The organism is Alloalcanivorax balearicus MACL04, assembly GCF_025532145.1.
In the GTDB taxonomy this organism is placed as follows: Bacteria; Pseudomonadota; Gammaproteobacteria; order Pseudomonadales; family Alcanivoracaceae; genus Alloalcanivorax; species Alloalcanivorax balearicus.
Map to the genome: position 1 here is coordinate 22,687 of NZ_ARXS01000038.1, position 13,868 is coordinate 36,554.

General features: G+C 63.3%; 11 protein-coding genes. 1 reads left to right on the top strand and 10 read right to left on the bottom strand.

The genetic code is table 11. The features are described 5' to 3' along the window. The first annotated feature begins 47 nt into the window (after positions 1–47). Positions 48–902, top strand: a complete 855-nt coding sequence (locus MA04_RS20370) for an AraC family transcriptional regulator (protein WP_233916650.1) — start codon at positions 48–50, stop codon at positions 900–902. Here the strand turns inward: MA04_RS20370 and MA04_RS20375 are convergent. The 10 genes from MA04_RS20375 to MA04_RS20420 all read right to left on the bottom strand — a co-directional run bounded on the left by MA04_RS20375 (position 887) and on the right by MA04_RS20420 (position 13,643). Beyond that, entirely contained in the window at positions 887–1,267 is a 381-nt protein-coding gene (locus MA04_RS20375) for a YbaN family protein (RefSeq protein WP_262462545.1), read from the bottom strand. The two genes, MA04_RS20370 and MA04_RS20375, sit on opposite strands and share 16 nt — an antisense overlap. 5 nt (positions 1,268–1,272) lie before the next feature. Further along, a complete protein-coding gene (locus MA04_RS20380; RefSeq protein ID WP_262462547.1) occupies positions 1,273–1,902 on the bottom strand; it encodes a biliverdin-producing heme oxygenase in 630 nt (209 codons plus the stop codon). A 55-nt stretch (positions 1,903–1,957) separates the two neighbouring features. Then, entirely contained in the window at positions 1,958–2,686 is a 729-nt protein-coding gene (locus MA04_RS20385) for a TolC family protein (protein ID WP_262462548.1), read from the bottom strand. Further along, a complete protein-coding gene (locus MA04_RS20390) occupies positions 2,668–3,243 on the bottom strand; it encodes a TolC family protein (RefSeq protein WP_262462550.1) in 576 nt (191 codons plus the stop codon). The genes MA04_RS20385 and MA04_RS20390 overlap by 19 nt, the downstream gene beginning before the upstream one ends. Positions 3,244–3,440: 197 nt before the next feature. Next, positions 3,441–4,796 (bottom strand): HlyD family type I secretion periplasmic adaptor subunit, encoded by a 1,356-nt coding sequence (locus MA04_RS20395; protein ID WP_262462552.1) that lies wholly within the window; start codon positions 4,794–4,796, stop codon positions 3,441–3,443. After that, positions 4,793–6,529 carry a type I secretion system permease/ATPase gene (locus tag MA04_RS20400; protein WP_262462553.1) on the bottom strand — a complete coding sequence of 579 codons (1,737 nt, stop codon included), beginning with the start codon at positions 6,527–6,529 and terminating at the stop codon, positions 4,793–4,795. The genes MA04_RS20395 and MA04_RS20400 overlap by 4 nt, the downstream gene beginning before the upstream one ends. Then, positions 6,526–8,445 carry a hypothetical protein gene (locus MA04_RS20405; protein WP_262462555.1) on the bottom strand — a complete coding sequence of 640 codons (1,920 nt, stop codon included), beginning with the start codon at positions 8,443–8,445 and terminating at the stop codon, positions 6,526–6,528. The genes MA04_RS20400 and MA04_RS20405 overlap by 4 nt, the downstream gene beginning before the upstream one ends. Positions 8,446–8,518: 73 nt before the next feature. After that, the gene (locus MA04_RS20410; protein WP_262462557.1) at positions 8,519–9,214 is read right to left on the bottom strand and encodes a heme acquisition protein HasA; all 696 of its coding nucleotides are present in this window, start codon (positions 9,212–9,214) and stop codon (positions 8,519–8,521) included. A 144-nt stretch (positions 9,215–9,358) separates the two neighbouring features. After that, positions 9,359–11,131: a hypothetical protein gene (locus tag MA04_RS20415; protein WP_262462559.1), complete on the bottom strand. Its 1,773-nt coding sequence runs from the start codon at positions 11,129–11,131 to the stop codon at positions 9,359–9,361. A gap of 16 nt (positions 11,132–11,147) precedes the next feature. After that, on the bottom strand, positions 11,148–13,643 hold the full coding sequence (locus MA04_RS20420) for a TonB-dependent receptor (protein WP_262462561.1): 2,496 nt from the start codon (positions 13,641–13,643) through the stop codon (positions 11,148–11,150). Between the last annotated feature and the right edge of the window lie 225 nt (positions 13,644–13,868).

Genomic DNA, 13,868 nt, shown 5'->3' on the forward strand with positions numbered 1-13,868 from the left:
CCCACTCCATTGCATTCAACCACGAATCGACCTGGAGGAAGTTAGCAATGTCCATTGCCCGACGCGTATTCCACGGTTTGTTCGGCCGCATTGCCTTGCTCGATATGGACCGCCCGCTGACCACGCATTCCCACCATGAGTGCCATGTACTTGTGAAGGTGTCCGGCGCGGACACTTATTTCAACGTCGACGGTCACCGGGTACCACTCACCGATCGGAGCGCGGTATTGGTGAATGCTTGGCAACCCCATTTCTACGATCACCAGCCGAACACCCCCAACACTCAAATCCTGGCGCTCTACATTGAGCCCACCTGGCTCACCAATATCCAGAAATCGCTGGCCCTTTGTGCCCACCCGGGCTTTTTCTCACGGCCACATATCGCATTGAGCAGTACACATCGACGCCTGGCCGACTGCCTGATTGCCGAATGCTACTCTTCTGATTTGGTACTCAGAGAACACATCGAGTCCCTCCTGTTCGACTTCCTGATCGCCTTGATCGAGGATCACTCCCAATGGCACGAACTGAAAAGGCAGGTCTGTATGCCGCGGTACCGTTTTCAGGACGCCCGCATCCGCCGTGCCTGTGCCTATCTGCAAAGCCACTTCAACGACCCTCAATGCCTGGCGAACGCAGCTCACACCGCCGATCTGTCGCGGGCACATTTCTTCATGCTATTCCGCCATGATACCGGCATGTCGCCAATGCTGATGCTGAATGACATACGTATGCGCCACGCTTTCCGCTGGCTGGAACATGAGCGCGCCGGCACATTATGCCAGTTGGCGGAAACCCTTGGCTTTTCCGAACAAGGCCATTTTACCCGCTTCTTTCAACAACATATCGGTGCGGCTCCCAGCCAGTATCGCCGGGTGATCGATAGTTACTCGTCGGTCTGATACTCCGCCTCCCGCTCCGGTCGCCGCCACAACCACAGCAGCACCACCGCCATGGTCAGCGGCAGCAGGCCCTTGGCCCAGTGCGGCAGCGAGGAGATCAGAATCAATATCACACCAATGGACATACTCAGGGTCGCCATCCACTTGGCGTGACGGGAGATTGCGCCGTATTCGCGCCAGCGGCGGATCGGCGGCCCGAAACGGGGATGGGCCAGCAGCCACCGTTCCAGGGCCGGCCAGCCGCGCCCGGCGGCCCAGGCCGACAACAGCAGGAACTCCACCGTCGGCAATCCGGGCAGTATTACCCCCAGCATGGCGGTGGCCAGCGCCAGTAACGCCAGCGCCCGCCATAGCAGAATGCGCATGCTGTTCACGCCGGGCGCGGCAAATCCGCCATCAGTTCTTCCACCGCCGAATTGACAAAGGCGAAGGCATCCCGCGCACCACGCACCGCTTGTGCTTTGTCCTCTTCCGTGAACGCCAGCGCATCCAGTTGCGCCTTGAAGCGCTTCCAGTGCAGGCCGCGCCCGTCCGGATGGCCAGCCAGGTGCCGGGCGCCATGGCTTTCGCTCAGTCCCAGCTTGTCCCGCGCCAGTTTGAACAGGAAAGCCGCGCCCAGGTTGGAACCTTCATTGGTGTATAACCAACCCACCGCCGCCGGCATGCCCGTGATCAAGGCGGTGGTACCCGCCAGGCGATCGAAGGACAGATCGGAATCGCTCACGTTCAGATCACGGCAATCCGCTTCCACTTCCGGCAAGCGCGACCGTGCCGCCAGGCCGGGGAACAGCTTCTGCAGTTCCTCCGCCTGATATAGCGGCGCGGTGGCACATTGCAGCCGCAACTGCATGCGCAGGAAGCGGCGATAGCTTTGTTCATCAGCGAACGGCGCGAAGCCGGACAAACGGTTATCCAGGTTTTCATGGATCTCATGGGTGCCTTCCTTGAGACACAAGGACAGGGGTTTTTCCATAAGATCCACGGTGTCGGCCTGAGTCATGGTGATTCCTATATGCGATGCCAATGGGGGATGCCGATAAAGAGGCTTGTATAAGTTATGACGAGTGAGCCGGCGAAAAGGACAATGCCCGGTCCACGGTTTTCAGTTCGCGCACGCCCAGAACCCCGCTTTGCTGATGCAGTTCCAGCCAGGCGTTGAGATAGTCGTAACCGGCGCCCAGCCATTCCAGACGAGCCTCGTGCAATTGCCGGCGCGCTTCCAACAGGTCCTGGTTGTTCCGCTCACCGCCGCGCAGACTTTGGCGGGTGGCTTCCACCAATTGCTCGGCGCTCGTCACCGCCTCGGCCAGTGCTTCCAGGCGGGAAGCACCGCCGCGGCAGTCACGAAAGCGTTGCTCCACCGCCAACAACAGCTGCTGCCGGGCGGAGAGCAGCCTTTGCTGCTCGGCATCATGGCGGGCGGCGGCCTGACGGCGAGCAGCCGCCACACCACCGCCGGCGTACAGCGGCACTTGCACCTGCACGCCGACGCTGTCGGTATCGTAGTGCTGGCCGTAGGTGTTCTCGCTGTCGGAATCGGTGCGCCGAGTGCTGGCGTAAAGACTGACCGTGGGCCAATGGCCCGCTTTCTGGCGGTCCACTTCCCGCTCCGCCAACGCCACGTCTTCACGCCGCACCGCCAACACCGGGCTATGGCGCAGGGCCTGTTCGCGCCAGCGGGCCAGATCGCCGTCCAGCGGCAACGGCGATACCGCGCCTTGGGCCTGTGGTCGCCAGCCGCTGAGATCCACACCGGTCAGTTGCGTCAAACGGCGTTCGGCCACCTTCGCCTGCTCCTCGGCGGCGAGCCGGAGCGGGTTTCCAGCACCTCGGTCAGAGTTCCCTCGCCGGCTTTTCGCAATGCCTCATTACGCTCCAGCAACGCCTTTAATACCGACGTCTGTTCCCGAGCCCAGCGGCGCCGCGACCAGGCCACCAGGGTGTCGGTGTAGGCCCGCGATACCTTCACCACCAGTTCCTGCAAGCGAGCCTCGAATTCCAGTTCCGCCCGTGCCGCTCGCAGGCGGCCTATATCCCGTGCCACCCAGGCGCCGTAATCGAACAACGGCTGCTCCAGTCTCAACGAGGAGCTGTAGCTGCGGTAATCCCGCTCCTCGGTTACCGGCCCGAACAGGGAATCCTGCTCCACCTCGGACCAGTTCTTGCCCCAGGAATAACTGTAGGCCAAGGTCGGCAGCAGATTGGCCCGGCCCAGGACCTTGAACTCGCCGGCGGCGCGGCGGTCGTGAATCGCCGCCTGGAACTCCGGCTCATGGCGCAGCGCCGCATCGAACGCCTGTTCCAGCGTCAACGCTGACGCCAGCGGGCTCAGACATAGCAAAAGCAGCAGCCATCCGGCCCGCCAAAGCCAACCCTGTTGAGCTACAAGGTTGCTGTAGGAACTTGGTCCGGGCGGCGGGCCGCTGCATGCGAATTTCTTTGGCGCTTGGGAGCTTTCGCTTGCAAGGCAAGCTCCTACAGCGGCTTCGTGGTTCGGTCCGCGGGAAGCGGCCGGACGTAAACGGGCTGGCGTTTTTATCATTGCCCCTCCAGCGCCAGCGGGATGCGATCCAGCAACGGTTTGAACAGATAGCTCATCAGCGAACGCTCACCGGTACGCACGAACGCCTGCACCGGCATGCCCGGCTGCACCACCAGATCACCGAGCGCGGCACGGGCCTCCTGATCCACTCGCAGACGGGCGGCGTAATACGGCTGGCCGTTGTGCGGATCCTCCAGCCGGTCCGGTGACACCCGCGCCACCGTGGCGGGAATGCGGGGTGTGCTGGCGCGATTAAAGGCGGTGAACATCAACTCCACCGGCAAACCGGCGTGCACCGAATCAATACGATCCACCGGTACCCTGGCATCCACCCATAAAGGCTCGTCCGCCGGCAGCAGTTCCATCACCACGTCACCGGGACGGATCACCGAGCCCCGGGTCAGCACCTGCAGGTTCACCACCCGGCCGGATACCGGCGCGGTGATCTCACTGTGTTCCAGTTGGAAGCGGGCGTTGGCCAGCCGCTCGCTTTCACTGGCGGCCCGTAAGCGGTGTTCGGCCAGCGCCTGTTCCACGTCCCGGTTCTGGTTGTCGCGCAGGGCGTCCAGCCGGGCCCGCGCCTCGCCGAAGCCGGCCCGGGCCGCCCGTGCCGAGGCGCCGGTGGCGGCCAGCTCACCGCTCAGGCGCGCCCGTTCCTCTTCCAGTTCCAATACCCGGTTGCGAGGCACGTAGTCCTGCTCCGCCAATGGCCGCAACGCCGCCAGCCTTTGATCCAGCAAGGCCAGACGTTGCCGCAAACTGGATTGCTGTGCCTGTTGGCCCTGCCAGCGCGCCTCGGCACCGGCCATCGCCTGTTCAAGGCCGGCGCGTTCGGTTTGCAGCGCCAGTTGGCGGCTGCGAAAAAGCTGCCGCTGTGCTTCCAGCGCCGAGGCCAGTATCGGGTCGGACGCGGCCTGCCGCGCCAGTGCCGGCTCCAGGGCCAGGGTCTCAAGTCCTTGTCTTTCCGCTTCCAGGCGCGCGATACCGGCCACCGCCATGGCGTGATGCAACCGCGCGGAGGCCAGCTCCGCCCGCGCCACTTGAGCGTCCAGTTTCAGCAGTGTCTGCCCTTGGCTGACGCTCTCTCCTTCGGTCACCGGCACCTCGGCCACCACACCACCAGCAGGATGTTGAATACGCTTGCGATAACCATCCACGGTCACCGTGCCTTCCAGTGCCACGCCACCATCCAATGGCGCCAGCACCGCCCACAGCAGAAAGGCGGCAAACCCGCCCAGCAGCGTCACGCCGCCCCACAACACCAGCTTGCGCTGACCACGGCGGCGCGAACCGGCACCCGGCCGCGGCTTCGTTACCAGGGAATCCAGCGGCGGCTCCATGCGTGCATTCATGCCCCGCCTCCTTCAGCGCCGAAGCTGTAGGACACGCGGGGCGCCGGTTTCGCCGCCGGCCGGCGCTGCCCCATCACCTCGGCGGTAACGCCGAACTTCTGCATCACGCCGTCCTTGAGCACCAGCACCTTGTCGGTGACCGCCAGCACCGCCGCCCGGTGGGTGATCAACACCACGGTGCGACCTTGCGCCTTCCAGGCTTTCAGGGTTTCCGCCAGCGCCGCCTCGCCGACGTCATCGAGATTGGCGTTGGGTTCATCCAGTACCAACAGCGCCGGTTCGCCGTACAGCGCCCGCGCCAACGCCACCCGCTGCTTCTGGCCGCCGGACAAGCCACCGCCATCCTCGCCGAGCACGGTGTCGTAGCCTTGGGGCAAACGAAGGATCATGTCGTGCACGCCAGCGCGACGCGCCGCATCGATCACCGCCTGCTGGGCACCGCCGGTCAGTTCGCCGAAGCGGGCGATGTTTTCCGCCACGGTGCCGGCGAACAGATCCACCTCCTGTGGCAGATAGCCGATCGCCGGGCCCAATTCGTCCGCCGGCCAGCCGTGCAGGTCCGCACCGTCCAGACGAACCTTGCCGGCGCGCGGCGGCCATAATCCCACCAGCGCCCGCGCCAGGGACGACTTGCCGGAACCGGAAGGCCCGACCACGCCAAGCACGTCTCCCGGCGTCAGCTCGAAACGCACATTGGCCAAACTTGGACGTTCCGCGCCGGGAGGCATCAACGTCAGCCCTTCCACCATCAACGCGCCTTGCGGGCGTGGCAGACTCAGCCCCCGAGGCGGCTCCGGGTGCGTCTGCAACAACGCCTGCAAGCGATTCACGGCGATGCGTGTACCGCTCCACTGACGCCACGCGCCCACCACCTGCTCCACCGGCGCCAGCATGCGGCCCACCAGAATCGAACCGGCCACCATCATGCCGGCGCTGACCTGGCCGTGGATCGCCAGCCAGGCGCCGGCGCCGAGCATCAGTGATTGCAGCGCCAGCCGCAGCGCCCGCGTCACCGCGCTGATCAACACACTGCGTTCGCTGGCCAGGTGCTGATGGTCCACGTAACCGTCCTGCAACTCACGCCAGCGGCGGCGCAGACGGCCGCCCATACCCAACGCCTTGATGGTGGCGGCGCCGCGCCAGTGTTCCTGGGCCAGGCGGCCGGCGTTGATGGACAAGGCACTGGCTTCGTTCAACGGCGCCCGGGACCAGCGTTCGTTGACGAACGCCAGCGCCAGCAATACCAGAGCGCCCAGCAACGCCAAGGCCCCCAGTAGCGGATGAAACAGAAACAGCACGATCAAATAGAGCGGCGCCCAGGGGGCGTCGAAAAACGCGAACAAGGCACTGCCGGCGAAGAACTGGCGCAGCTGATTCAGATCCGACAACGCCTGGGCCGAGGACAGATTGCCGCCCTGCAAGCCATGCCGGCCGGCGGCGTCGTAAACACGCTCACCCAGTTGTTGGTCCAGGGCTTCGCCGACACGAATCACCAGCAAACCACGCAACCAGTCCAGCGCGGCCATCAGCGCGTACAGCCCCAGGGCGATCACCGTCAGCATCAGCAACGTCACGCCATTACCGGACGCCAGCACCCGGTCGTAGACCTGTAACATATACAGCGCCGGCACCAGCATCAGCAGATTGATCACCGCGCTGAACACGCCCACGGAAACGAAAGTGCCGCGCTGCAACGCCAGCGCCGCGCGCAGATCGTCCCTGGTCTTTTTCATTGCCGGGCGCTCCGCTTGGAACGGGCCGCCAGCACCAATGCCATGCCCGCAAGCAGCCACCAGGACGGGCTGCCGCCGCCGTTGCCGTACTCTCGGGTTTGTTCGTCGGTGGTGCGGTCCTGCGCGCCGACACCGAGAGAGGCCACGTCGCCGACCTGGCCGCCGCCTTCCAGGGTGCTTTCGCAGGTCAGGGTGTAATAGTAGTTACCGGCTTCGGGCGTCAGTTCGAGATAGCCGGAGTCCGCCTTCGCACCGGCCCAGCCATCTCCGTCGACGCCACCGCTGGCCTGGCAGTAACTGGCGTCCACCGTGCTCCATTCCAGCAAGGCGGTGTCGCCTACCTCGATTTCTCCGGGAGTGATGGTGACGCTGACGTGTGCTTCCGGCTCGTTGGAGAGACGGTAGACGGTGCCAGTTCGTTCTTGCAGGTTACCCTTATGGTTAATGAAATAACCACCGCCATAGAGGTTCACCCCATAAATCTTACCGTTGTGCCCGAGCGCCAACCCCAAGGGTTGCAAACCGTCGTAACGTACATTGCCCTGCTGGTCCGATCCATTGACAAAGCCATGTACCAATTCGAAGCCATCAGCCTCTACTCCAGAATCACCGATTCTTATCTTCGAGAGATCGATACTGTAAAGCGCGCCGCGATAAGCAAGCTCGTCTTCCGGCGGCAACGCCACCGGATCGCCAGGTATCGCCCTGCCGCCGCTGAGACGGCCTCCCCCCCGAGTAGTGCCATAGATCTTGCCATCCGCCGCCACCAGAGGGCCGCGCGGCTGGCTGCCACCTTCGCCGCCGGTAAACTGATGCAGAATATGGAAAGCCTCGCCTTCCCGTGCCAGCCGGTAAACGGCGCCATGGAGATTGGGGCCGTCATAATGGGGCGGCGCGGACAGATATTTATCCAGGTTTGTCCGTGCCGCCTCCAGACCATTACACAGCGGCAAAGAGAAGAGAAAGTGCGAAGTGCCGGGCTCACCAGTGCCCAGAGAGGTGCAATTGCCAACCCCCAGCGTACCGTATAGAAAGCCGTCCGCCCCCTCGACCAGCCAGGCCAGAACGTAATCGCGCCCTCCTGATGAGGCACTGCTCATCATATGGTAGGTGTCCCCGGAGCGGGTCTGCCAGGGGATCTCCCCTTCCTGCAACGTGAAGGTGTGGAGAATCTGGAACGACTCAGAGCCCAGACTCGGATCAATGCGATAAACGGTGCCCGTGGGGGTATCCAAAGCGGAAGACGTACCCGGCGCATAGGGCAGGCCACGGACATAGGCGGTAACGCCGTAAAGCCAGCCATCGGAGCCGAGGATCATGCCGTTGGGGTACTGGCGTCGCCCCTGGGGTCCGGCACTGAAGGTATGCAGTGTTTCCAGTGACGGCGTCTGAGCATCCAGATCCATCGCAAACAGGCGGCCGTTGCCTTCCGGACCCTTGTCCAGGCCATAAAGCCGGTTGTCATCGATCACCAGCACGCCGTTGGGCTCGATCAAGTCCACCAGCGGTTCGGGATGGGTGCCGTCGGCATCCAGACGCACCAGTCTGCCGGTGTCCAACTCATCAAACAGACTCTCCGGCCGGAATCCCGCCACGTACAAAAAACCCCGGTCTTCCCGGGCATCCTGGACCAGAGGCCCGCTGACTATTTTCAACCCCAGATCCGTCAAATCCACCAGTTCCCAGGAGTGGCCCGGGTAATCGTTCAATGAAAAGACGTTACGGAAATGATCCAGGCCATACAGGCGGCCGTTTTGCGCCAGCAGCGGCGGCACCACCGGCCGTCCAACGCCCTCGTACTCTTCCGGTTTCGGGCCGCCGTTGGCGGTGAGTATGGTCGGCTCCAGCGCCAAAACGGGCGCGGATAAACCGAACGGCAACAGGAGCGTGACCAGACAGAATCCAAGGCGTCGCATGTTGTTTCTTCCCAAGCTGAAAAACGGCGCCCGCCGGAGGCGGACGCCGGTCAGGAAAACCGGAGCGGGCCGATCAGGCGGCCAGTTCCAGTTCGGTTTCGGTGGTTTCGGAAACACCCAGAACCTCGGTCAGCGCAGCCCCTTCATAGGCTTCGTAGTAGCCAGCGGCATCCAGCACGGCCCAGAGCGCGGACGCGTCCCCATCCTTGAGGCCATTGACGATGTTGTGGGTATCGTTGAGACCGGTGGTGCGGTCGATGACGTCGCCGTTGCCGTCCACGCCACCGTTGAGGCCAATGGTGTCGAGGCCGTCGATGGTCACCAGTTCCTCATCGAAGTAATACAGGCCATTGCTGTCCTGCTGCAGGCCGACGCCGAAGGTAATGGAACCAATTTCCCCATAGATGGTGTGAGTAGGGCTGGCGAAGAAGGTGTAGTTCAGATAGGAGCCGTCCGCCGCTTCCACGATAAAGCCGAGGTCCACCCCTGCGTATTCAGCAGAAGCTGCGTACTGGGTACCGGAGAAGGTCCCGAAGGCGTCCCAGATGCCCAGATCCACGATCGGGTCCGGATCCTCAGTGCCGGCAAAGGCGCCAGGGTTGGCACTGTGATCGGCAATGGAAAAGATGTCATTGAAGGCTGGCAGGAAACCATTTTGTTCTTCAAAGGTTCCTCCCACGGTCGCTTCCTCATAGATCCCTTGATCGTCTTCCCAACCAAAACTTTCGTAGTCACCAAACGTCGTTGAGTAAGTTACGGTTACGCTCATTACAGGTACTCCTTTAGCTCTGTTTAATGTGCCCCATTACGGGGTAGAGACCCGCCGCGTTTTTGCGGCGGGGCGTCCGAGGCTGGCGGCACGGCTGGCGTTCGGTTGCACCTTGGCCGACGGGGACCTGCCCGCCAGCAAAAATCAGAGAGAGAAGCGGCGACGGCGGCGCACCGTCAGCAACCCCAGAACGGACAGCCACAGCAGGGACAAAGCGCCGCCGCCTCCACCACCGGAGGAGCCACCGCCACTGTCACCGCCGTTATCACCATCACCGTCTCCGCCATCCTCCGCCGGTTCCACGGTCACGGTGACACTCGCTTCCACGCGCTCGTTATTGGCATCCACGCAGGCAAGGGTGAAAGTGAGTTCGCCGTCCAGGGAAGGCGTGATGGTTTCGCTGCCCTCCGTGGCTTTGACGCCGCCCCAGTCACCTTCCCCCGAGCAGTTGTCAGCGTTGCTCACCGACCAGGTCAGGGTGGTGCTTTCATTCAGGGTGAGGGTTTCCGGGTCGGCGCTGAGTTGAATGTCCGCGGTTACCGGCAGCTCGATGGTGACGGCGAACAGGGTGCCGAAGCCGGTGGCGTCGTTGGTGGAGACGGTATTGCCCGCCTGGCCGCCCCGAGTGGTGGCGCCGTACAAGGTCTGCACCGTTCCATCGAGGGCTCCGGCGCTGAGTCCCGCCGGCAAGGCGCCGTCGGCTTCCACGTCGAAGGCATGCAGTACTTCGTACTGATCGTCGGAATGATCATCCGCTTGTCCCATGCGTACACGGAACAGAACACCCGCCCCATCCACGGCGCCCTCTTCCGCCACGGTACGGCGGGTGGTGCCATAGAGGTTGCCGTCTTCCGCCAGCACCAGCGGTCCCCAGGGCAGACGGCCATCGCCGGCCTCTTCCCCGAAGGCATGCACCACCGCGAAGCTGTCACTATCGCCGGGTTGGAAGCGCCATAGCGTGCTGAAGGAAGTGCCGTACAACCACTCCCCGACCTGTACCAAAGCGTGCTGCCCGGTGTGGCTGCCGTGGAAACAGCTATCGACACTGGCCGCCGAGCAGCCGTCAGCGTCCTTGGCAAAGGTACGCAGTAAGGTCATCGGTGTGGTGCCATCGGTGGCAGCCTGGGACAGATCGATGGAGAACAGCGTACCCATGCTTTGGTCGCCGTCCGGGACGGCATCGGGATCACCAACGCCGTCAGACTGGTCGCGTCCCGCCAGGCCGTACAGAACCTTGGCGTCTTCATCCAACACCAGCGCCACCGGCCGCTGGCCAAGCAAATAGGTAGCGTCCCCTTGCCGATGGTTCTCGAAATCCACCAGTTCCACCAACTGCCCTTCGGCGGAAAGCCGGAACAGGCCATTGCCGGCGCTCCCAGAACCACCGCCGAAATAGAGCGTGCCCTGGCTATCCACCACCGACAGGCCACGGGGAGTAAGATCACCACCAAACTCCGTGGCGGGATCTTCCGGCGTAACGACCAGGGAAACAGGCGCATCGTCCTCGCCCGGCTTCCAACCGTACACACCAGGCGCTCCCAGGCACGTGCCGCTGAAGCAAAGCGGATTGGTCAGGAAGTACATCGAAGAGTCATCCGCCACCACCGGAGAAGGATTGGCGCCGCTACCGGGGTCGGAAAAATCGGCGGAAGTGAAACCGCCGTCTTCCAACGAATAAGCGTAGAAACGCACGGTCCCGGCACTGCTGGATCCCGGAGGGGCCACACCCACCAGGACCGAGGCTTCGCCGGAAGGAAGCAGCACGGGCGGGGCAATAGGCCCGGTGCTTTCGCCATCGACAAACCGATGCAATATCTCTGGCGTCACATCCGCTAACGTCGAAGAGGTGATCAACAACAGAGCCGTGCCCAATCCCGCCAGCCAGGGACGGGGACTTGTTAGTGAATGCGGTGTCATCAAAACACTCCTTCCTTCAAAATTTCAGTGAGACCGTGCCGGTAACGGTGCGGCCCGGCGCGATCCAGTAAGAGAGGCCGTTGAGTTCGGCGTAGTTGCGGTCGCGCAGGTTGTCCACCGCGAGCCGCAGGGTGAGGCGATCATTGGGCTGGTAGCTGGCCCAGGCGTCGTAGACGGTCCAGTCCACCACGTCTTCGTAGGCGCTGCCGCCGCGGCCATCGTTGTCTTCGTAGCGGGCCCGGGCGCCGAGCGTGAGTTTGCGATCGAGCAGACGCAGGCCGGCGCTCAAGGTGCCTTTCTTCACCGGCGGTAACAGATAGAACATGCCGCCGCCGTTGGCGTCGCCGATCGTGGTCGGCAGACAGTCGGTAAAGCAGCCGAGCGGGTAAGGGTCATAACCGCCCCGCCCCAAATCGTGCAGGGTCCGCGTCCAGCTGGCTTCGAGGAAATAACCGCCGGCGTCGTATTCGGCCTGCCATTCCAAGCCGTAGAAACGTACCTCGTCCCGCAGATTGACGAACGCCAGGGATTGGGAAGTGCTGGCTCCAGGGGCAGGCCCAATGACCCGCCCTTGGGTGATGTAGTCCTTGACGCGGGTGTCGAACCAGGCGGCTTTCATGCGCAGGCGATCACCGTTCTTGAACAAGGATTGCCAGTTGAGATTGGCCCCCACTTCCCAGGTACGAGAACGTTCCGGTTCCAGACCGGGATTGGGAAAGAACGGAAAGGTATTGCCGATGTGGGCGCCCCACATGATCGACTCGGTGATGGCCGGCGGGCGCACGCCCTGGCCGTAGCTGGCGAACAGTTGCAATGGATTGGCCACCTGCCAGGCGGCTTTCAATGTCGGCGAGACAAAGCCATCGTGGCGGGCCACGTCGAACTTGCTATAAAGAAGGGTGTAGGGCGGGCGCACGCCGTCTTCGTTCTCCTGCCGCCCAACAAACATCTCGCCGTCGCCTTCGAGCCGGAACCAGTCGTAACGCACACCGCCGGTCAATTCCCAGCCGTCATAATGGGCCAGGCGCGCCGTAGTGAAGGCGCTGATCACGGAGCGCTCCCCTTCCGGCGTCGGGCCGGCAAACCAATCGGCGCCGCGCTCATCACCGCCGTTATCCGGTCGGGTCCAGTCGTGGTAAAACTCACCGCCATAGGTTAAGTCCAGAGAGCCGCGCCAATCGCCGACGAGCACCTGCATGTGGTTCACCAGGGTGCCGCCGACGGTGTTGGTCTCATAACGCAGATCAAACTCGCCGTAGTCGTCGTCCGGATCGTCCGGGCGATACTCGTCATTGCGGGTGCGGGTGTAATAGAGGCTGGCGTCCAGGTCCCACCAGCGGCTGCCGGGGTAGAAGGCGTAGTTGATCAGGAAGGTGTCGGAGTGGATCTGGTTTTCATCGGTGGCGTCACTGCCGGGCGCAGTATTGCTGCCTTCATCGAAATCCGCTCGCAGGCCGATGTAGCTGAATTTGAGAGACTGATCCTCGGCAAAGCGCCAGGTGCTTTTCAGTAGCGCGGACCACTGCTCCTGACCGGTGAACTGGCTGGTGCCGTGCCAATAGCCGCCGCTGTTGCCGCCCCGTTCGCCTTTCTTGAACGCTCCCACGTTCTTACGGCTCACCGCCGCCATCAGATCCACGTTGTCACTGGCGCGTACGGCGCCGGCGACACTGCCGGAAAAGTGGTAGGCGTTATCACCGGTGGTGGCGTTGACGCGCCCGCCGGCTTTTTGTTCCGGCTTGAGCAGATCGTCCACGTCCAGGGTGCGGAAGTTGACCATGCCGCCGATCACCGCCGCGCCGCCGGCGCCGGAGCTGGGGCCTTTGCTGATATCCACGCCGGCCAGCAATTCCGGATCCACGTACACCTGGCCGTTGCTGCCGTGGCCACTTTGCTGGTAGTTCTGCCGGGTGCCGTCGATCATCACATTGACGCGGCCGAAATCCTGCAGGCCGCGAATATTCACCGACACCCCCGGATCCTGGCGGCTTTGCGAGGTATGCACGCCGGGCACCGCCGCCAACACATCGGAGGTATTGCGCGGCGGCATCCGGTCGATCTGATCCCGGGAGATGATCGTCATGGACCCCGGCGTGCGATAGGCCCTCCCGCGCGGGTCCAGCTCACCGGTGACGGTCACCCGCGGCAACGGGTTGGCGTGGTCGTCGCCCTCTCCGCCTTCCTGGCGCAATACATATTGACCCCGCGCTTCCGGCTCGGCGCTGAGGCCGGTCCCGAGCAGTAGCGCGGCGAACCCATCCGGTACGGCATAGTGTCCGCGCAGTCCGCGAGTGTGTTTGCCCTCGGTGAGACCGGGATCGAAGTACATCACCACTCCGGCTTCCAGCGCGAAGCGATTCAACGCCGGTGCCAGGGCGCCAGCGGGTATCTGGTAGTGCCTTTGCGTCACGGAGGACGCCTCGGCTTGCGCCCGGGTCTGGCCGGGGCCGCCAAGCAGAAAGACCGCCGCCAGGATGCCCATGGCGAAGCGGGGTCGGAGACAGCGCTGCATTAATATCAATTCCCATTCTCATCCTTGTTCATCTGTGATGACGGACGAGATCGGGAAAGGGACAGTGATGGGGGAAAATTTTGGTCGGACGCCAGACCTTTTTGCGGGAGCAGTCCACGGACCAGCACTGCCCCATAATTGTGGAATGGCGCCTCGGCACGCCAGCTCGCTGCCCAGGCAGCTTCCCACAGACTGGACTACGAAGCCGCTGTGGGAGATTCTATG

What these genes read in the sequence shown, in the direction of transcription:
- MA04_RS20370 (WP_233916650.1), top strand. Translation starts at nt 48, where the DNA reads ATGTCCATTGCCCGACGCGTATTCCACGGTTTGTTCGGCCGCATTGCC.
- MA04_RS20375 (WP_262462545.1), bottom strand. Translation starts at nt 1,267, where the DNA reads ATGCGCATTCTGCTATGGCGGGCGCTGGCGTTACTGGCGCTGGCCACC.
- MA04_RS20380 (WP_262462547.1), bottom strand. Translation starts at nt 1,902, where the DNA reads ATGACTCAGGCCGACACCGTGGATCTTATGGAAAAACCCCTGTCCTTG.
- MA04_RS20395 (WP_262462552.1), bottom strand. Translation starts at nt 4,796, where the DNA reads ATGAATGCACGCATGGAGCCGCCGCTGGATTCCCTGGTAACGAAGCCG.
- MA04_RS20400 (WP_262462553.1), bottom strand. Translation starts at nt 6,529, where the DNA reads ATGAAAAAGACCAGGGACGATCTGCGCGCGGCGCTGGCGTTGCAGCGC.
- MA04_RS20405 (WP_262462555.1), bottom strand. Translation starts at nt 8,445, where the DNA reads ATGCGACGCCTTGGATTCTGTCTGGTCACGCTCCTGTTGCCGTTCGGT.
- MA04_RS20410 (WP_262462557.1), bottom strand. Translation starts at nt 9,214, where the DNA reads ATGAGCGTAACCGTAACTTACTCAACGACGTTTGGTGACTACGAAAGT.
- MA04_RS20415 (WP_262462559.1), bottom strand. Translation starts at nt 11,131, where the DNA reads ATGACACCGCATTCACTAACAAGTCCCCGTCCCTGGCTGGCGGGATTG.
- MA04_RS20420 (WP_262462561.1), bottom strand. Translation starts at nt 13,643, where the DNA reads ATGCAGCGCTGTCTCCGACCCCGCTTCGCCATGGGCATCCTGGCGGCG.